The sequence below is a fragment of the Pseudomonas sp. GW821-FHT10C09 genome, assembly GCF_059415465.1.
Genome location: NZ_JBWKNG010000026.1, coordinates 24,372 through 42,618 on the forward strand (window position 1 = coordinate 24,372; position 18,247 = coordinate 42,618).

At 61.1% G+C, this 18,247-nt stretch carries 16 protein-coding genes and 1 pseudogene; 9 read left to right on the forward strand and 8 right to left on the reverse strand.

What is annotated here, in order from left to right:
* Positions 1-12 precede the first annotated feature (12 nt).
* Entirely contained in the window at positions 13-1,320 is a 1,308-nt protein-coding gene (locus AC07N8_RS24085; RefSeq protein WP_483843748.1) for an OprD family porin, read from the forward strand.
* Between the two features lie 38 nt (positions 1,321-1,358).
* On the opposite strand, the gene AC07N8_RS24090 is transcribed toward AC07N8_RS24085, so the two are convergent.
* Complete coding sequence (locus AC07N8_RS24090) at positions 1,359-1,847, reverse strand: MarR family transcriptional regulator (protein ID WP_483843732.1); 489 nt, start codon at positions 1,845-1,847, stop codon at positions 1,359-1,361.
* Positions 1,848-2,061: 214 nt separating this feature from the next.
* On the opposite strand from AC07N8_RS24090, the gene AC07N8_RS24095 reads away from it, so the two are divergent.
* From AC07N8_RS24095 to AC07N8_RS24115, 5 genes are all read left to right on the forward strand, one after another.
* The gene (locus tag AC07N8_RS24095) at positions 2,062-2,892 is read left to right on the forward strand and encodes a p-hydroxycinnamoyl CoA hydratase/lyase (RefSeq protein ID WP_483843733.1); all 831 of its coding nucleotides are present in this window, start codon (positions 2,062-2,064) and stop codon (positions 2,890-2,892) included.
* An 83-nt stretch (positions 2,893-2,975) separates the two neighbouring features.
* On the forward strand, positions 2,976-4,424 hold the full coding sequence (locus tag AC07N8_RS24100) for an aldehyde dehydrogenase (protein WP_483843734.1): 1,449 nt from the start codon (positions 2,976-2,978) through the stop codon (positions 4,422-4,424).
* Between the two features lie 89 nt (positions 4,425-4,513).
* Positions 4,514-6,397 (forward strand): feruloyl-CoA synthase, encoded by a 1,884-nt coding sequence (locus AC07N8_RS24105; protein ID WP_483843735.1) that lies wholly within the window; start codon positions 4,514-4,516, stop codon positions 6,395-6,397.
* Positions 6,394-7,635 (forward strand): thiolase family protein, encoded by a 1,242-nt coding sequence (locus AC07N8_RS24110; protein ID WP_483843736.1) that lies wholly within the window; start codon positions 6,394-6,396, stop codon positions 7,633-7,635. The genes AC07N8_RS24105 and AC07N8_RS24110 overlap by 4 nt, the downstream gene beginning before the upstream one ends.
* A 120-nt stretch (positions 7,636-7,755) precedes the next feature.
* Positions 7,756-9,615: an ABC transporter ATP-binding protein gene (locus tag AC07N8_RS24115; protein ID WP_483843737.1), complete on the forward strand. Its 1,860-nt coding sequence runs from the start codon at positions 7,756-7,758 to the stop codon at positions 9,613-9,615.
* A 36-nt stretch (positions 9,616-9,651) separates the two neighbouring features.
* Here AC07N8_RS24115 and AC07N8_RS24120 read toward each other — a convergent pair whose 3' ends face one another.
* A complete protein-coding gene (locus AC07N8_RS24120) occupies positions 9,652-10,554 on the reverse strand; it encodes an AraC family transcriptional regulator (protein WP_493146014.1) in 903 nt (300 codons plus the stop codon).
* 124 nt (positions 10,555-10,678) lie between these two features.
* On the opposite strand from AC07N8_RS24120, the gene AC07N8_RS24125 reads away from it, so the two are divergent.
* A complete protein-coding gene (locus AC07N8_RS24125; protein ID WP_493146015.1) occupies positions 10,679-11,200 on the forward strand; it encodes a hypothetical protein in 522 nt (173 codons plus the stop codon).
* Here AC07N8_RS24125 and AC07N8_RS24130 read toward each other — a convergent pair.
* Positions 11,197-11,559: a winged helix-turn-helix transcriptional regulator gene (locus tag AC07N8_RS24130; RefSeq protein WP_056744504.1), complete on the reverse strand. Its 363-nt coding sequence runs from the start codon at positions 11,557-11,559 to the stop codon at positions 11,197-11,199. The genes AC07N8_RS24125 and AC07N8_RS24130 overlap by 4 nt on opposite strands.
* A gap of 16 nt (positions 11,560-11,575) precedes the next feature.
* Here AC07N8_RS24130 and AC07N8_RS24135 point away from each other — a divergent pair.
* Positions 11,576-11,776: pseudogene (locus tag AC07N8_RS24135) on the forward strand (hypothetical protein); the annotation flags it as partial.
* A gap of 92 nt (positions 11,777-11,868) precedes the next feature.
* Here AC07N8_RS24135 and AC07N8_RS24140 read toward each other — a convergent pair.
* The 4 genes from AC07N8_RS24140 to AC07N8_RS24155 form a co-directional block, all read right to left on the reverse strand.
* Positions 11,869-12,867, reverse strand: a complete 999-nt coding sequence (locus AC07N8_RS24140; protein ID WP_493146016.1) for an NADP-dependent oxidoreductase — start codon at positions 12,865-12,867, stop codon at positions 11,869-11,871.
* A gap of 65 nt (positions 12,868-12,932) precedes the next feature.
* Positions 12,933-13,802 carry an alpha/beta fold hydrolase gene (locus tag AC07N8_RS24145; RefSeq protein WP_493146017.1) on the reverse strand — a complete coding sequence of 290 codons (870 nt, stop codon included), beginning with the start codon at positions 13,800-13,802 and terminating at the stop codon, positions 12,933-12,935.
* An 84-nt stretch (positions 13,803-13,886) separates the two neighbouring features.
* Positions 13,887-14,675: an SDR family NAD(P)-dependent oxidoreductase gene (locus tag AC07N8_RS24150; RefSeq protein WP_483843742.1), complete on the reverse strand. Its 789-nt coding sequence runs from the start codon at positions 14,673-14,675 to the stop codon at positions 13,887-13,889.
* 54 nt (positions 14,676-14,729) lie between these two features.
* Positions 14,730-15,830 (reverse strand): alkene reductase, encoded by a 1,101-nt coding sequence (locus AC07N8_RS24155; RefSeq protein WP_483843743.1) that lies wholly within the window; start codon positions 15,828-15,830, stop codon positions 14,730-14,732.
* 149 nt (positions 15,831-15,979) lie between these two features.
* Between AC07N8_RS24155 and AC07N8_RS24160 the strand changes: the two genes are divergently transcribed.
* The gene (locus AC07N8_RS24160) at positions 15,980-16,567 is read left to right on the forward strand and encodes a TetR/AcrR family transcriptional regulator (protein ID WP_493146020.1); all 588 of its coding nucleotides are present in this window, start codon (positions 15,980-15,982) and stop codon (positions 16,565-16,567) included.
* Between the two features lie 139 nt (positions 16,568-16,706).
* On the opposite strand, the gene exaC is transcribed toward AC07N8_RS24160, so the two are convergent.
* Positions 16,707-18,227: an acetaldehyde dehydrogenase ExaC gene (exaC, locus tag AC07N8_RS24165; protein ID WP_493146022.1), complete on the reverse strand. Its 1,521-nt coding sequence runs from the start codon at positions 18,225-18,227 to the stop codon at positions 16,707-16,709.
* Positions 18,228-18,247: the final 20 nt, after the last annotated feature.

The window sequence follows — 18,247 nt, forward strand, 5'->3', positions numbered from 1 at the left end:
CCAAATCGCCGCATGAACACCGGTTCAGTCACATCGCTCGCCTGCGTCTCCCGTGCCACTCCAGGGTGGGTGGTGGCGTTGCTTGGCGCCAGCGTTCTGCCTTCTCAACTGAGGGCCGAAGGGTTTATCGAGGACAGTCACGCAAACTTGATCCTGCGCAATTACTACATGGACCGTGAATATCAGGACGGCGGCGCCAAGACGGCCGCGCGGGAATGGGCCCAGGGTTTCATCATGGGCATGGAGTCGGGGTTTACCGAAGGGACTGTAGGCTTTGGTCTGGATGTGCGGGGGCTGCTGGGGGTCAAGCTCGACTCCGCTCCGGATCGCAGCGGTACTGAACTGTTGCCGGTGTCAGCCAGTGACAAGCGCGCGGCGGATGACTATTCGCGGCTGGCTCCGACGGCCAAATTGCGGTTTGCCCAGACGACGATCAAGAGCGGTGATGTCTCGATCTTCCTTCCGTTTGCCTTTGCCAGCCCTTCGCGACTGCTGCCACAGACCTTTCGCGGCACCACGCTCAGTTCCAGGGATATCGATGGCCTGACCCTCAACACCGGTTACATCGATCGCATCAACAAGCGTGACTCCACGGACTATCAGGCCATGAGCATCGCCACGCCAAACCGGCGATTCAACGGCGCGGCAACCACCTCGCACCTGGCTTATCTGGGGGGTGATTACCAGGTCAACAAGGACCTGAGCCTGCGCGCCTACCATGCCGAGGTGGCCGACCTGTACCAGCAGGACACCCTGGCATTGCTGCATAACCTGCCGCTCGGCGAAGGTGTGTTCACCAGCGACTTGCGCAGCTTTTTCAGTCGCGAGGATGGTAGCGCCAAGGCGGGCAGAGTGGACAACCGCAACCTCTCGGCATTGTTCGGCTACCGCTTCGGCGGGCACCGGGTGAGCCTCGGCTACATGCACGCCAGTGGCGACACGGCAACGCCGTACATCTCCGGCACCGAGCTAATGGGCATGAGCGAACTGACCATGGCTTCGGATTTTCTCAACGCCAAGGAGCGCACCTGGCAAGCGATCTATGACTACGACTTCGTCGCGTCCGGGGTGCCCGGTTTGAAGGGAAGGTTGCGTTACGTGCGCGGCGACAATATCGAGTTGGCCGCCTACAACGCCGAGGACCGCAAGGAGCGCGAATTCCAGATGGAGCTGGGTTATGTGATTCAGAGCGGCCCGCTGAAAAACGTAGGGCTGTTGGCGCGCAAGGCGATCTACCGCAATGACTTCCCGGCCGGCGCAGCATTCCGCGATGAAAACCAGACCCGTTTCCTGGTGCTCTATACCTTGCCGATCTGGTAATCCCGGGTCCTGCGGTGTTCCTCGCCGGGCGCGTGTGTTCAGTCCTGATAAACCTTTCTCAGCAAGCGCAGCAGCTCCTCGCGCTCTTCGCCAGTCAGCGATGAAGTGGAGTCGAAATCGCTTTGCGCGGCGATTTTCTTGAGCTCCTTGAGCAAGGCTTCGCCGGTCTTGCTCAGGAAGATTCCGTAGGAGCGTTTGTCCGGCTTGCAGCGCACCCGCACCGCCAGCGCGCGGCTTTCCAGTTTATTGAGTAGTGGCACCACCTGCGGCGGCTCGATGGCCAGGGCCCGGGCCAGGTCGGCCTGCATCAGCCCTGGATTCTGCTCGATGATTGCCAGGGCCGAGAACTGCGCGGGGCGCAGGTCGTGGGCTGACAGGCGACCGATCAGGTTCTGGAACAGTTTGAGTTGGGCGCGCCGCATCGCGTAGCCGATCAGGTCGTCCAGTGCCGAATCCAGCGGTGCCTGCATCTGGGCGGTGGCGGATGGGGATTCGCTTTGATCGGCGAGGGGGGAAGGCTTGGCCATTGCGGGTGAATCCTGGAGAGGTGGAGGTTAACAAGCGTATCTAGTTTGCCGGGGTTGGCGGCTGATAGCTATGCCCGTTGTTCATGGCGATGGGTTCGGAGGATATTTTCGGGTGAACAAAAAAATGGTTAATTCGAATAATAGTTAATTGACATAACTAATTAGGTCCTTTAATTTCCAGTCATCTTCAAGCCAAGAACAAGAGAGCAACGCCATGAGCAACTACGAAGGTCGCTGGACAACCGTTAAGGTAGAAATCGAAGAAGGCATCGCCTGGGTCATTCTCAATCGCCCGGAAAAACGCAACGCCATGAGCCCGACACTCAACCGGGAAATGATCGATGTGCTGGAAACCCTGGAACAGGATCCCGCGGCCGGCGTGCTGGTGCTGACCGGTGCCGGTGACGCCTGGACCGCGGGCATGGACCTCAAGGAGTACTTTCGCGAGGTGGACGCGGGCCCGGAGATCCTTCAGGAAAAAATCCGCCGCGAAGCCTCGCAATGGCAATGGAAGCTGCTGCGCATGTATGCCAAGCCGACCATCGCCATGGTTAACGGCTGGTGTTTCGGTGGCGGCTTCAGCCCACTGGTAGCCTGTGACCTGGCAATCTGCGCCGACGAAGCGACCTTCGGCCTCTCGGAAATCAACTGGGGCATTCCGCCGGGCAACCTGGTGAGCAAGGCCATGGCCGACACCGTGGGCCATCGCCAATCGCTCTACTACATCATGACCGGCAAGACGTTCGGTGGGCAGAAAGCCGCCGAAATGGGACTGGTCAACGAAAGCGTTCCCCTAGCGAAACTGCGTGAAGTCACCGTGGATCTGGCGCGCAACCTGCTGGAGAAAAACCCGGTGGTGCTGCGTGCGGCCAAGCATGGCTTCAAGCGCTGCCGCGAGCTGACCTGGGAGCAGAACGAAGACTACCTGTACGCCAAGCTTGACCAGTCGCGCCTGCTCGACACTGAAGGTGGCCGCGAGCAGGGCATGAAGCAGTTCCTCGACGACAAGAGCATCAAGCCCGGCTTGCAGGCCTACAAGCGCTGAGACTGATCGCCGGGTGCACGTCTGCCCCGGCGCTCTGCATCGCTCGACTGTATTCCCGATAAAGACAATAAAGAGGAATCACCATGCTGGACGTGCCCCTGCTGATTGGCGGCCAGTCGCTGCCTGCCCGCGACGGTCGAACCTTCGAACGCCGCAACCCGGTGACCGGTGAAGTGGTATCGCGGGTTGCCGCGGCCACCCTGGAAGATGCCGATGCCGCGGTGGCTGCGGCCCAGGCAGCGTTTCCCGTCTGGGCCGCCCTGGCGCCCAATGAACGCCGCACCCGTTTACTCAAGGCGGCCGAGCAGTTGCAGGTGCGCAGCGACGAATTCATCGCGGTCGCCGGTGAAACCGGGGCCATGGCCAACTGGTACGGTTTCAACGTGAAGCTGGCGGCCAACATGCTGCGTGAAGCGGCGTCGATGACCACGCAGATCAATGGCGAAGTTATCCCCTCGGATGTGCCGGGCAGTTTTGCCATGGCCCTGCGTCAACCCTGCGGTGTAGTGCTGGGCATTGCCCCGTGGAACGCCCCGGTGATTCTTGCCACCCGCGCCATCGCCATGCCGCTGGCGTGCGGCAATACCGTGGTGCTCAAGGCTTCCGAGTTGAGCCCGGCGGTGCACCGTCTGATCGGCCAGGTCTTGCAGGATGCAGGTTTGGGCGATGGCGTGGTCAACGTCATCAGCAATGCCCCGGCGGATGCCGCGGCGATTGTCGAGCGGCTGATCGCCAACCCGGCGGTGCGCCGGGTCAATTTCACCGGTTCGACTCACGTCGGGCGCATTGTCGGCGAACTCTCGGCGCGCCATCTCAAACCGGCCTTGCTGGAGTTGGGCGGCAAGGCGCCGTTGCTGGTGCTCGATGATGCCGACCTGGAGGCGGCGGTAGAAGCGGCGGCTTTTGGTGCGTACTTCAATCAGGGACAGATTTGCATGTCCACCGAGCGGCTGATCGTCGATGCGAAAGTCGCCGATGCCTTCGTCGCCAAACTGGCGGCCAAGGTCTCGACCCTGCGCGCCGGTGATCCTGCGCTGACGGACTCGGTGCTCGGATCGCTGGTGGATGCCAGTGCCGGAACACGCATCAAGGGGCTGATCGACGATGCCCTGGCCAAGGGCGCGCGGCTGGTGGTCGGTGGACAACTGGACGGCAGCATTTTGCAGCCGACCCTGCTCGATGGCGTCAACGAGACCATGCGTCTGTACCGTGAAGAATCCTTCGGCCCGGTGGCGGTGGTGTTGCGCGGGGAGGGCGATGAAGCATTGCTGCGTCTGGCCAACGATTCTGAGTTCGGTTTGTCGGCAGCGATTTTCAGTCGCGATACCGGGCGTGCCCTGGCACTGGCCCAGCGGGTCGAGTCGGGCATCTGCCATATCAATGGCCCGACCGTACACGACGAAGCGCAAATGCCTTTTGGCGGGGTCAAGTCCAGCGGTTACGGCAGCTTTGGTGGCAAGGCGTCCATCGAGCATTTCACCCAGTTACGCTGGGTCACCTTGCAGCATGGACCACGGCATTACCCGATCTGAACAGCACCCATAACAATAAAAAGGCTGCAGCCACCACCCTGCCCATTCGTGCGGCTGGGAGGTGGCGTGCCTTGATGGAGAACAAGCACGTGAGTTCCGAATTCAGATCGCAACCCCATATCGAGGCCAGTGCGCCGCGCTACCGTCACGTGTCCATCGGTCGCGCAGCGGTTGAGGTGACCGAGCAACAGGGCGCCTTGCACATGCGCTCCCTGGAGCCATTGGCCGACTATCCGCCTCGGCTGCTTGACCGTCTGGTGCAGTGGGCCCGGGTGCGTCCCGAGCAGACTTTCATCGCCGCACGCCAGGCCGACGGCGAGTGGCGCCGGATCAGTTACGCCCAGATGCTCGACAGTGTCCGGGCCATCGCTCAAAGCCTGTTGAGCTATGGCCTGTCGGCGGACAAACCGCTGGTATTGCTCTCGGGCAATGACATCGAGCATTTGCAACTCGCCTTCGGCGCCCTATACGCGGGCATTCCTTACTGCCCGGTGTCGCCGGCCTATTCGCTGTTGTCCCAGGATTTCGCCAAGCTGCGTCATGTCTGCGACCTGCTGCAGCCCGGCCTGGTGTTTGTCAGTGATGCCGCGCCCTACCAGCGAGCCATCGAGGCGGTGCTGCCGGCTGAAACGCCCATGATTACCGTTCGGGGGGAAATCGCCGGACGCCGGCAGGTCAGCTTCGCCAGCCTGCTTGAGCAGCCGGGCGGTGCCGAGGCCGAAGCCGCGTTTGCCCGCACGGGACCGGACAGCATCGCCAAGTTCCTGTTCACCTCCGGCTCGACCAAACTGCCCAAGGCGGTGATCACCACCCAACGCATGCTGTGCGCTAACCAACAGATGCTGTTGCAGACGTTTCCGGTGTTCGGCGAAGAGCCGCCGGTACTGGTGGACTGGCTGCCGTGGAACCACACTTTCGGCGGCAGCCATAACGTCGGCATCGTGCTTTACAACGGTGGCAGCTTCTATCTGGACGACGGCAAGCCCACGGCGCAGGGTTTCGCGCAGACCCTGCGCAACCTCAAGGACGTGTCGCCCACGGCTTATCTGACCGTGCCCAAGGGTTGGGAAGAGTTGGCCTCGGCACTGGAGCAGGACGCGGAGCTGCGGGAGGTCTTTTTCAAGCGCATCAGCCTGTTCTTTTTTGCCGCAGCCGGTCTGTCGCAAAGTGTCTGGGACCGTCTCGAACGTGTCGCCGAACAGCACTGCGGTGAGCGTATCCGGATGATGGCCGGGCTCGGCATGACCGAGGCTTCGCCGTCTTGCACCTTCACCACCGGGCCGTTGTCCATGGCCGGTTATGTCGGCCTTCCAGCGCCAGGTTGTGAGGTGCGTCTGGTGCCGGTAGACGGCAAGCTGGAAGGGCGCTTTCGTGGGCCGCACATCATGCCCGGCTACTGGCGGTCGCCGCAGCAGACCCTCGAAGCGTTCGACCCGCAGGGTTTCTACTGTTCCGGCGATGCGCTCAAGCTCGCCGACCCGCGTGATCCGCAATTGGGGCTGATGTTCGACGGGCGCATCGCCGAAGATTTCAAGTTGTCGTCCGGGGTGTTCGTCAGCGTCGGGCCTTTGCGCAGTCGTGCGGTGCTCGAAGGTTCGCCCTATGTCCAGGACCTGGTGGTGACCGCGCCGGATCGTGAATGCCTGGGCGCGTTGGTCTTTGCGCGGATGTTTGAATGCCGACGGCTGTCTGGGTTGGCGGCCAGTGCCAGCGACACCGAGGTGTTGGCCAGCGCGCCGGTGCGTGAGTGGTTCGCCGGCTGGTTGCAGCGACTCAATCGTGAGGCTACGGGCAATGCCAGTCGCCTGGAGTGGATCGCCTTGCTCGATGAGCCGGCGTCCATCGACCGGGGGGAAATCACCGACAAGGGCTCGATCAATCAGCGTGCAGTCTTGCAGTGGCGTGCGGAGCAGGTCGAGGCGCTGTATCGCGGGCTCGATCCGGCCATCTTGCGCGCTGGAGCGAAGTTGTGAGCGCAGGCGGGCAATACTCGGTCTTTGCCGATGCGGCGATTTTCGATGCGGTGCGCACGCCGTGGGTGGATCTGGGTGGTGCACTGGCCGAGGTTTCGCCGATCGACCTGGGCATCAAGGTCGGGCGCGAAGTACTGGCTCGCTCGGGAGTCGATCCGCTGGCGGTAGACAGCGTGCTGGCGGGTTCCATGGCCCAGGCCAGTTTCGATGCCTACATGCTGCCACGGCACATCGGCCTCTACAGCGGCGTGGCGCAATCGGTACCGGCACTGGGGGTACAGCGCATCTGCGCCACCGGTTTCGAACTGCTGCGCCAGGCCGCCGGGCAACTGGGTGACGGTGTGCAATTGGCGCTGTGCGTGGCCGCCGAATCGATGTCGCGCAATCCGATTGCGGCCTACACCCATCGAGGTGGCTTCCGCCTTGGTGCACAAGTGCAATTCAAGGATTTTCTCTGGGAGGCGTTGTACGACCCGGCTCCCGGGGTGGACATGATCACCACCGCCGACAACCTGGCGCGGCGTTATGGGCTCAGTCGCGAAGCGGTGGACGCCTACGCCTGCGCTAGTCATCAGCGGGCGTTTGCGGCACAACAATCGGGCTGGCTGGCACCCGAGATCGTTGCCGTGGGGCATCAGGTGTTTGAGCAGGAAGGTTATCAGCCACGCGGCATTCGCCTGTCACGCGGTGTCGACATGGTGAGTGAAGACAGTCACCCACGGCCCGGAGAAATCGCGGCGTTGGCCCGATTGCGCACCGTGCACGAAGGCGGGGTGCAAACCGCCGGCAACAGTTGTGCGGTGGTCGATGGCGCGGCAGCCGCCCTGGTCGGGCGTGCTTCGGCCTGTCGGGATACACCGTTGGCGTTGCTGCGCGCCAGCGCGGTGGTGGGCGTGGCGCCGGAATTCATGGGTATCGGGCCCGCACCGGCAATTCACCTGTTGTTGCAGCGCAGTGGCTTGAACCTGGAGCAGATCGACCGCTTTGAAATCAATGAAGCCCAGGCTGCCCAAGTCCTGGCGGTGGCACGGGAGCTGGAACTGGACTGTTCGCGCCTGAACGTTCAGGGTGGTTCACTGGCGCTCGGACATCCCTTGGCCGCCAGTGGCCTGCGTCTGGTGTTGACCCTGGCGCGACAACTGCGTGAGCACAATCTGCGTTACGGGGTCGCCGCGGCCTGTGTTGGCGGCGGGCAGGGTATGGCGCTTTTGATTGAGAACCCGGCGTGGCGTGCCTGAGATGAACGTCCGCTATTGGCCAAGCAAGCTGCCAACAGCGCCCTGCCTCAACGTCGCAAAACCCTCAAAGCAACCGTTCAATGGCAGAATCCCCTCAACTTGACCGTTTTGGAGAACACCATGCTTCGTGCGTTTGAACGAAGGCTCGACCCTTTTCCTCCTGACGAGGTACCTCCGCCGCCCGCTGGCCTGGCTCGCTTCCTGTGGGCCTGTACGCGGGGCGCCCGCGGTTACATCCTTGCGCTGGCGCTGCTCAGTGCCGCGGTGTCGATTTACGAAGCCTGGCTGTTTTCCTTCCTCGGACAGGTCGTGGACCTGCTCTCGACCTGGCAGGCCGGCGGTGAAGCGGCGGCGCAGGAAAGTCGCGTGCTGTGGGGCATGGGCATCGTCATGGTGGGCAGTGTCGGGCTGGTTGCGCTACGCACCATGGTGCAGCACCAGATCTTGGCGATTAACTTGCCGTTGCGGCTGCGCTGGGACTTCCATCGCCTGATGCTGCGGCAAAGCCTTTCGTTTTTTTCCGATGAGTTTTCCGGACGGGTGACGACCAAGGTGATGCAGACGGCGCTGGCCGTGCGCGACGTGCTGTTCACCCTGATCGAGATCGCCCCCGGGATCGGGGTGTATTTCATCGCGATCATCGCCCTGGCCGGTGGCTTCGCCCTGAAACTGATGCTGCCGTTCCTTGCCTGGGTCGCGTTGTTCGGACTGGCCATGCTGTATTTCGTGCCTCGCCTTGGGAAAGTCGGGCAGGAACAGGCCAATGCGCGGTCGATGATGACCGGGCGTATCTCGGATGCCTACACCAACATCACGACGGTGAAGCTGTTTTCACACTCCAATCGTGAAGCGCATTTCGCGCGTGCCGCGATGGAGGACTTCAAGCAAACCGGCTTTCGTCAGATGCGCCTGGTCAGCCAGTTCGAGATCGTCAACCAGGCGTTGGTGGTGGCGTTGATCATGGCCGCCGGTGGCTATGCGCTGTGGCTATGGCACCAGGGTGAAGTCGGCGCGGGTGCCGTGGCGGCAATCACCGCCATGGCGTTGCGTATCAATGGCATGTCGCACTGGATCATGTGGCAGATGACCTCGCTGTTCGAGAGCATCGGCACCGTGCAGGATGGCATGGCCACCTTTACCCGTGGCCCCAAGGTGAAGGATGCGCCGGACGCGAGTGTGCTGGCGACTTCCGGTGGCGCGGTCACCTTCGATAACGTGAGCTTCAACTACAACGGCGAACGCCAGGTGCTCGATGGCCTGAGCCTGAGCATCCGCCCAGGCGAAAAAATCGGTCTGGTTGGCCGCTCCGGCGCCGGCAAATCCACGCTGATCAACCTGCTGCTGCGCTTCTATGACGTCGACAGCGGGGAGATTCGCATCGACGGCCAAAACATCGCACACGTGACCCAAGACAGCTTGCGCAGCGCCATCGGCATGGTCACGCAGGACACCTCGCTGCTGCACCGTTCCATCCGCGACAACATCGCCTATGGCCGTCCCGATGCGACCGACGCACAAATCCGCAGCGCCGCGGCCAATGCCCAGGCCCATGAGTTCATCAGCCAACTGAGCGACCGGCAAGGCCACACTGGCTACGACACCCTCGTGGGTGAGCGCGGCATCAAGCTGTCGGGCGGCCAGCGCCAACGTGTCGCGATTGCCCGGGTGATGCTCAAGAACGCGCCGATCCTGCTGCTGGACGAGGCCACCAGCGCGCTGGACTCGGAAGTCGAAGTGGCGATTCAGGAAAGCCTCGATGAAATGATGCAGGGCAAGACCGTAATCGCCATCGCCCATCGGCTGTCCACGATTGCGGCCATGGACCGGCTCATCGTCATGGATGACGGACGCATTGTAGAGCAGGGCACTCACACCGAATTGCTGGGGAAGAACGGCCTCTATGCGCGGCTTTGGCAGCATCAGAGCGGCGGGTTTTTGGGTGAGGATATGGGGTTGGTCGAGGCGATGGATCAGGTGTGAGCGTGAAGGGGTTTTCCAGGCGGCGACGAGTCTGATTCAAACGTGCTCTTCAACCGCGCTCTGGCTGTTGTCGTCCCGTGGCGAGCGTCCGAAATACGCCTTGTAGGCGCGGCTGAAAGAAGCCTCGGACTCGTAGCCAATCGCGAATCCCACCTCGCCGATGCGGCTGTTGTGCCTGGCCAGCATCGTTTTTGCCAGGGTCAGTCGCCATTCATTCTGGTAACGCAACGGTGAGCGCCCCACCAGGGCGCTGAACCGATCGCAGAAGCTTGAGCGTGACATGCCGGCGATCGTGGCGAGTGCATCGATGCGCCATTGTTGCCCGGGCTTTTCATGGATGGCTCTGAGGGTTCGGGCGATGCGCTCGTCGGACAAGCCGCCTAACCAGCCTGACGCCATGCCGTGCTGAACCCAGGTTCGCAGGATGCGAATGACGGTGAGATCAATGAGGCGCGAAATCATCAACGCGCCTCCAGGCTGCGTGTCATTGGCCTCGATGAGCATGAAATGCAGGATACCTTCCGACCACGCTGCAGCTTCGGCGTGCTTGATATGGATCAGCCACGGCAAGGCGAACAGCATGGCCTGGAAGCTGCTGGCATCGAACCAGAATCGACAAATGACGAGCGACGCAGGTCCCTTGGAGGCGGTGATGCTCAACGATGACGGGTCGTGGGGCAGCAGCAGGATGTCGCCCTGTTCGATCGTCTGGACCTGCCCGTCGGCGCTTTCGATGTGGAGCTGTCCCTTTTGCAGGACGCAGATGTGCGAGCTTTTTTCGTCCAGCGTCAGGCGTTGACCCAAACCCTGTGTGGTGGAGTAGACGCGGTCCCCGGTCAGACGAATCTGCGCTAATACCTGGGAGAGCAGATCCCCTGTGGCCAGCCCCTCTAACTGCAGCTCTGGACGAATGGTCAAGTCTTCGAGTAGATCCGTCATATCAGTCCGGCCACGCCTTCAATAGTCTGAACCCCGGAATCATAACGCTTTCACGCGGTTGATCGGCAACGCAACGGCGTTCGCTGCGTCATGTACATCATCCAATCAAAAAAGGAACAATCGAATGTTCGGGATCTCTGCCCTTGGCTGGGTACACACCCTCGGGAGCCTGCCAGCCATTCCCTTGGCGGCCTATATGTTCATCAGGCACGGGCGCATCGTGCCACGGTCGCGGGCCGGCCTTGCCTACCTCGTCTCGATGCTGATCGGCGGCTTTACTGTGTTTCTGGTGGCCCATCAACCGATCAGCCCTGTGATCGGGGCGGCCACGATCGTGCTATTGCTCGTCGGCTACGGGGTCGGCTTCGTTACGTGGCTGGGTCGGGCAGGGGTGTACCTTGAAACCATCCTTCTGAGCTTGACGGCGTTCCTCCTGATGGTCCCTACCGTCTCGGAGACGTTGCGTCGAGTCCCCGATGGCCACCCCATCGTCACTGACCCGAATTCGCCACTGCTCAAAGGTGCGCTGGGTTTTATAGCCCTTGCGCTGGTTGTTGGCGTGGCGGCTCAGGTGTTCGCTTTGCGAAAAGACGGCGCACGCCTGCGCAAAATCGTCCCCCTCAGCGGTTCGTCAGCATCGCGCTAGGCCAAAGCGTCGCGCTTGGCGAAGATGCTTGCCATTTGCGCCGCATTCTCGGTTCCCCAGGTGCACAGCGGGATGATCGCATCAGCCAGGCTACGGCCGAGCGGGGTTAGCGTGTAGTCCACGCGCGGGGGCACTTCCTTGTAGTCGGTCCGTGCCAGCACCTGATCGGCTTCCAGATCCTTCAACTGCTGGATCAGGACTTTGTCGCTGACGCCCGGGATCAAACGCTTGAGCTCGCCATAGCGTTTCGGGCCGTCGCGCAGGAAAAACAAGACCAGCGGTTTCCACTTGCCCGAGATGATGCGCAGCGTGGCGTTGAGCCCGCAACCGGTGTCGCAGATTTCAGATGTCGTCGTCATTTTTTGATACTTACCACTGCTGACTGCACTCGCCGCCATCCTGGCGTTCATTCCCCTGACACACTCCGTCTTCTGGGGGACGCTGGCCTACACCCTGATCGGAGGCACCTTCGTCGGCACCATCATGACGCTGGTGTTCCTGCCAGCGATGTACTCCATCTGGTTCAAGATCCGTCCTGTCAATAAAGGGTCAACGGAAACAGCGAAACTCATTTAGCACGCGAATTCAGAGAAGAGGACGCCCCGTCCTCTCGCCGTCCACCTGACAACTGAATTGTCCCCCGGGGTTCCAGGCTCCTTCGAAGGTATTCATTTGATCGTAACAACAACCTTGCCCTTGGCGCGTCCCTGCTCGACGTACTTCAATGCCTCTGCCGTTGATTCAAAGGTGAAGGAGCGGTCAACCACAGGTTTGATGATTCCGGCCTCAATGAGCGCGGTGATTTGTTGCAGTTGGGCGCCATTGGCCCGCATGAACACGAACGCGTAGCTGGCGTCCCGCTGGCGTGCCTTGCGCCGAATACCGAGGCTCAGCAGGCGCATGACTTGCTTCAATGGCCAGGACAACCCTTGCTCCTGCGCGAACTGCGCAGTGGGTGGTCCTGAGATGGAAATGAGTTGGCCGCCAGGCTTGAGGACCTTGAGTGATTTCTCCAGTACATCCGCGCCGAGGCTGTTCAACACCACGTCGTAGTCATGCAAGACGTTCTCGAAGTCCTGCTGTGTGTAGTCGATCACCAGATCGGCCCCCAGCGCTTTCACCCATTCGACATTTGCGGTGCTGGTGGTGGTCGCGACAAAGGCACCAAGGTGTTTAGCCAGCTGGATGGCAAGGGTGCCGACGCCGCCGGAACCGGCATGGATCAGCACTTTCTGGCCCTTTTCCAGTCGGGCCGTTTCGACCAGCACTTGCCAGGCGGTCAGTGCGACCAAGGGGATGGACGCAGCTTGTGTCATGGTGATATTGGCGGGTTTCAGGGCGATTGCGTTTTCGTTCACGGCGATCAATTGGGCGAACGTGCCGATCCGCGTTTCGGGCGGGCGAGCGTAGATTTCGTCTCCCGGTTTGAACCGGTTCACTTGCGCGCCAACCTCAACCACCACGCCCGCCAGGTCATTGCCCAGTACCAGCGGAAATGAATAGGGCAGGATCAGTTTGAATTCGCCTTTGCGGATCTTCGAATCCAGCACGTTGACACTGCTGGCGTGTACCTCGATCAAGACGTCGTGGGCGCCCACCGCGGGGACGGGGACTTCGCCAATGCGCCCGGTGTTCTTGCCATAGCGATCAATTAAAAATGCCTTCATCGTTGTACGGCTCTTGTCAGGTTGGAAGGAGGGCGGAGCGTTTTCGGCGTCAACATGCGGTGTTGTCAGGCATCAAGGAACGCCAGTGCCTTGGCTACAAAGTCAGCGTAGTGCTGGAAAATGCCGCCGTGGCCGGCATCCTCATAAATCACCAGTTGTGTGTTGGGGATGCGGTCAGCCAGCGCAATCGAGTTAACGCTGGGCACCATAATGTCGTTATCGCCGTTGACGATCAGCGTCGGCGTCCGCAAGCGCCCGAGGTCTTGAGGGGCCTGTCTGCCCCACGCAATGATGGCTTTCAACTGCCGGAGAAAGGCGCTGGGCGTCGGTTTTTTATCGCGATTTTTTTTGCGCACTTTCAGGCGTTGCAAATACTGCGAGGCGGATCGACGGCCATTGGGCGTCGACGTAAAGAACAGGTAGAACTTGGGATCGCGCAGGGTCAGCAAGCCTTTGAGCATCAATGGCCACGACACCGTGCCAACCTTGTCGATACCGGTGCCGCCGGCCGGCCCAGTGCCGGTCAGAATCAAGCGGCGCACCAATTCGGGCGCCTTCAGGGCGATGTCTTGAGCGACGAAACCGCCGAGTGAAAAACCAAGCACATCAACAGTTTCGAACCCCAGCGCATGGATCAGTTGAATGGCATCGTCAGCCATCTCGCCGACCGTCAGAGGCGCGGTTCCACCAGAGCTGCCGATGCCGCGATAGTCGGTGGCAATGATGCGCCTTGTTTGCGCCAGGCCATCGATGATCCCGGGGTCGAAGTTGTCCAGCACCGCCCCCCAATGGTTGAACAGCACGAGGGGCACGTCGGTCTTGGGTCCAACGTCGCGATAGGCGAAGGGAATGCCGTTGACCGTGATCGACTGGTTCGCCGCATTGACGAACGATGCCTGCGAGCCAGTGGGGTCATTTGTATTCGTGGGAGCCATGTCTACTCCGAACAGAGGGCCGCTTTCGATGCAGTGCCTTGGGCGCCTGCATCGAATCCTGCCTGGGTGTTCGCTACAAAAAGATCACTGCGGGATTTGGTAGCGCTGGGCAACCGCCGACTGGCGGATCTGTCCCAGCAGGCCCTGACGTGCGGTCTGAAGGTCATCCCAGCGTTCAGCTTCGTGCAGCGGCGGGATCGTCACAGGCTCACGCCGATCAAAACCGACCAGTGCGGCATCCACCAGATCGCCCACTTCCATGATTTCGTTCAGGGTGTTGATGTCGATGCCGGAGCGATCCCAGATCTCTGTGCGGGTTGCCGCCGGCAGCACGGCCTGCACGTAGACGCCCTGAGGCGAAAGTTCCAGGCTCAGGCCTTGGGAAAGGAACAGCACAAACGCCTTGGTCGCACCGTAGACCGACATGCCGAACTCCGGCGCCAGACCCACCACCGAACCGATGTTGATGATCGCACCGTCGCCTGCTTTGGCCAGGCGTGGGGCGATGGCGCTGGCGAGCCGCACCAGCGCCGTGGTGTTGAGGGCGACCAATTGCGCAACACGGTCGGTGCTTTGGTCGATGAAGTTGCCGGACAGCGCAGCGCCAGCGTTATTGACGAGGATGCCGATACGGGCGTCGTCGCGCAGGCGTGCTTCAACCGTTGTCAGATCGCTGAGTTGGGTCAGGTCCGCCGGAATCACCTCGACGGCGACGTCGTGTTCACTGCGCAACCGGGCTGCAAGTGCGTCCAGGCGTGCCTGGTCTCGGGCAACCAAGACGAGATCGTGGCCGCGTTGCGCGAAGCGTTCGGCGTAGACGGCGCCGATGCCAGTGGAGGCGCCGGTGATGAGAACGGTAGGGCGAGTGCTCATGGGTTCATCTCTCTTTCAGGATGTGTGGAAACAGAAAGCGCGTTCATTGATTGCTCAGCGTGCTGTGGCGCTCGATTCAGCCAACGTCGGGTAGTCGATGTAGCCTGCCGAGCCGCCGCCATAGAGGGTGGCGGGATTGAAGGCGGACAACGGCGCACCGCTCTGGAGGCGCTCCACCAGATCCGGGTTGCCAATGAACGGGCGACCGAACGCAATCAGATCGGCCTGGTCTTCGGCGAGCCGCGAAGTCGCCAGGTCCAGGTCGTAGCCATTGTTGGCGATGTAGGTGTTCTTGAAGCGCTGGCGCAGCGCGCCGAAATCGAATGGCGCCACGTCGCGCGGGCCACCGGTTGCACCTTCCACCACGTGCAGATAAACGACGCCGAGGGCGTTGAGTTGATCGACGACGTAATCGAATTGCGCCTGCGGATCACTGCTGGAAACGCCATTGGCCGGTGACACAGGCGACAGGCGCACACCGGTGCGATCCGCACCGATTTCATTGACGACGGCTGCCGTCACCTCGAGCAACAGACGCGCACGGTTTTCAATCGAGCCGCCGTAAGCATCAGTGCGCACGTTGGCGCTGTCCTTGAGGAATTGATCCAGCAAATAGCCATTCGCACCGTGAATCTCCACACCGTCGAACCCGGCGGCGACAGCGTTTGCCGCGGCCTGGCGGAAATCGGCGACGATTCCCGGCAGTTCACTGATCTCCAGCGCGCGTGGCTCGCAGACGTCTTCAAAGCGGTTGTTGACGAATACTTTGGTGGCGGCGCGCAGCGCAGAAGGGGCCACGGGAGCGGCGCCGTTTTCTTGCAGATCAACGTGCGACACCCGACCGACATGCCACAGTTGCAGGAAGATTTTTCCGCCCTCGGCGTGGACGGCATCGGTCACTGTGCGCCAGCCATCTATCTGCGTCTGGGTGTAGATCCCGGGGGTGTCCTGATAGCCCTGGCCCTGTCGGGAAATCTGCGTGGCCTCGCTGATCAGCAAGCCTGCGCTGGCGCGTTGGCTGTAATAGGTGGCTGCGAACTCGCTTGGCACAAAGCCTTCGCCTGCGCGGTTGCGCGTCAGTGGCGCGAGGACGACACGGTTCGACAGCGTGAGAGCGCCAAGCGTGTAAGGGGTGAACAGATTCTGGTCGGTCATCTGGTATGTCTTCCGTGCCTGTTGATGGAGGTCGGTGGTGCGTGCAATTAGGATGATGATCGAAATCTAAACTGTCAACGGTTTTGATTGTGATCAACATCTATGTATCATTGGGCGCATGATTTCCCAGTCGACATGAGGTATTGCACGTGAGAGTGACCAAGGCCCAGGCGCAGGCCAATCGGGAGCACATCGTTGAGACGGCCTCTGAGGTGTTCCGTGAGCGCGGCTTCGACGGCGTTGGAATATCGGACCTCATGGCGGCTGCCGGTTTCACCCACGGAGGTTTCTACAAGCATTTCGGTTCGAAGGCCGACCTGATGGCCGAAGCCTCGGCCAGCAGCCTTTCCAAATCGCTGGAAGGGGCTGAATCGCTCGATGTTCCGGGCTTTATCGACGTCTATGTGACCAGGGAACATCGCGATGGACGCGGCAACGGTTGCACCATGGCCGCGTTATGTGGCGACGCGGCGCGTCAATCGGTTGATGTGAAAGCGACGTTTGCCGAAGGGATCGAGCACACCCTGCAAACACTGGGGAATAAATACCCGACGAAGCCGGATGCCGCTTCGGGTGAGGGGAGAAAGAAAATGATCGACCTCCTGTCTCGTGCGGTCGGTGCGATAATTTTGTCGCGTGCCTGTCCGGATGATTCGGCACTGGCGGATGAAATCCTTGAGGTGTGCCGCGTTGAAATGTTTGCTTCGTTGCCGGTCAATGAAGTGGACGCGGGGTAGACCGGCAGGCACTCAACAGTAATAGCCCTGAAAAATATCGCAGCGACTGCCCCTCAGTGCTTGAATCCATTGACGTGCCCTGTGTTTTCATCCAACAGGGCACGTCTTGGTTTCTGACTAGTCGCTCACTACCCGAGCATTAGAAGAAGCCCAACGGATTGATGTCGTAGCTCACCAGCAGGTTTTTGGTCTGCTGATAGTGATCAAGCATCATCTTGTGGGTTTCACGGCCGACGCCGGACTTTTTGTAACCACCGAACGCGGCATGCGCCGGGTACAAGTGGTAGCAGTTGGTCCATACACGACCGGCCTTGATGGCGCGGCCCATGCGATAGGCGCGGTTGATGTCGCGGGTCCAGAGGCCGGCGCCGAGGCCGAACTCGGTGTCGTTGGCGATGGCCAGGGCTTCGGCTTCGTCCTTGAAGGTGGTGATGCTCACCACCGGGCCAAAGATTTCTTCCTGGAACACGCGCATTTTATTGGTGCCCTTGAGCAGGGTCGGCTGGATGTAATACCCGGTCGCCAGGTTGCCCTCGAGTTTTTCTATCTTGCCGCCAGTCAGCAGCTCGGCGCCTTCGCCTTTGGCGATTTCCAGGTACGAAAGAATTTTGTCGAATTGCTGCTCGGACGCCTGGGCGCCGACCATGGTGTCGGTGTCCAGCGGGTCGCCACGTTTGATCGACAGGACTTTTTTCATCACGACTTTCATGAAGTCGTCGTAGATCGACTCTTGCACCAGGGCGCGGGACGGGCAGGTGCAGACTTCGCCCTGGTTGAAGAACGCCAGCACCAAGCCTTCGGCGGCTTTCTCGATGAAGGACGGTTCGGCTTGCATGATGTCTTCGAAGAAGATGTTCGGCGACTTGCCACCCAGCTCCACGGTGGACGGAATGATGTTTTCGGCGGCACATTTCATGATGTGCGAGCCGACCGGGGTCGAGCCGGTGAAAGCGATTTTGGCGATGCGTTTGCTGGTGGCCAGCGCTTCGCCGGCTTCTTTGCCGAAGCCTTGCACGATGTTCAATACGCCCGGTGGCAGCAGGTCGCCGATCAGCTCCATCAGCACGGTAATGCCCAGCGGGGTCTGCTCGGCAGGCTTGAGCACCACACAGTTGCCGGCGGCCAATGCCGGGGCGAGTTTCCAGGCGGCCATCAGGATCGGGAAGTTCCACGGGATGATCTGCCCGACCACGCCCAGTGGTTCGTGGATGTGATACGCCACGGTATTGCCGTCGATCTCGGCGGCGCTGCCTTCCTGCGCCCGGATGCAACCGGCGAAGTAGCGGAAGTGGTCGGCAGCCAGCGGGATGTCGGCGTTGAGGGTTTCGCGAACGGCTTTGCCGTTGTCCCAGGATTCGGTGATTGCCAGCAGTTCCAGGTTCTGCTCGATGCGGTCGGCAATTTTCAGCAGCACCAGCGAACGAGCTTGGGCGGACGTGGCGCCCCAGGCATCGGCGGCGGCGTGGGCAGCGTCCAGGGCCTTGTCGATGTCTTCGGCAGTGGAGCGCGGGAATTCGGCAATCGGTTGGCCATTCACGGGCGAAGTCGTGGTGAAGTACTGGCCTTTGACAGGCGCGACGAACTCGCCGCCGATGTAGTTACCGTAGCGGTGCTTGAAGGATACGAGGGCACCGGGGGTGCCAGGAGGGGTGTAGATCATGACGAGTCTCTCTTGTTGTT

Coding starts and splice junctions, on each gene's coding strand:
- AC07N8_RS24125 (WP_493146015.1), top strand. CDS start 10,679: ATGTTCGGGATCTCTGCCCTTGGCTGGGTACACACCCTCGGGAGCCTG.
- AC07N8_RS24095 (WP_483843733.1), top strand. CDS start 2,062: ATGAGCAACTACGAAGGTCGCTGGACAACCGTTAAGGTAGAAATCGAA.
- exaC (WP_493146022.1), bottom strand. CDS start 18,227: ATGATCTACACCCCTCCTGGCACCCCCGGTGCCCTCGTATCCTTCAAG.
- AC07N8_RS24130 (WP_056744504.1), bottom strand. CDS start 11,559: ATGACGACGACATCTGAAATCTGCGACACCGGTTGCGGGCTCAACGCC.
- AC07N8_RS24145 (WP_493146017.1), bottom strand. CDS start 13,802: ATGGCTCCCACGAATACAAATGACCCCACTGGCTCGCAGGCATCGTTC.
- AC07N8_RS24120 (WP_493146014.1), bottom strand. CDS start 10,554: ATGACGGATCTACTCGAAGACTTGACCATTCGTCCAGAGCTGCAGTTA.
- AC07N8_RS24115 (WP_483843737.1), top strand. CDS start 7,756: ATGCTTCGTGCGTTTGAACGAAGGCTCGACCCTTTTCCTCCTGACGAG.
- AC07N8_RS24090 (WP_483843732.1), bottom strand. CDS start 1,847: ATGGCCAAGCCTTCCCCCCTCGCCGATCAAAGCGAATCCCCATCCGCC.
- AC07N8_RS24100 (WP_483843734.1), top strand. CDS start 2,976: ATGCTGGACGTGCCCCTGCTGATTGGCGGCCAGTCGCTGCCTGCCCGC.
- AC07N8_RS24140 (WP_493146016.1), bottom strand. CDS start 12,867: ATGAAGGCATTTTTAATTGATCGCTATGGCAAGAACACCGGGCGCATT.
- AC07N8_RS24150 (WP_483843742.1), bottom strand. CDS start 14,675: ATGAGCACTCGCCCTACCGTTCTCATCACCGGCGCCTCCACTGGCATC.
- AC07N8_RS24155 (WP_483843743.1), bottom strand. CDS start 15,830: ATGACCGACCAGAATCTGTTCACCCCTTACACGCTTGGCGCTCTCACG.
- AC07N8_RS24085 (WP_483843748.1), top strand. CDS start 13: ATGAACACCGGTTCAGTCACATCGCTCGCCTGCGTCTCCCGTGCCACT.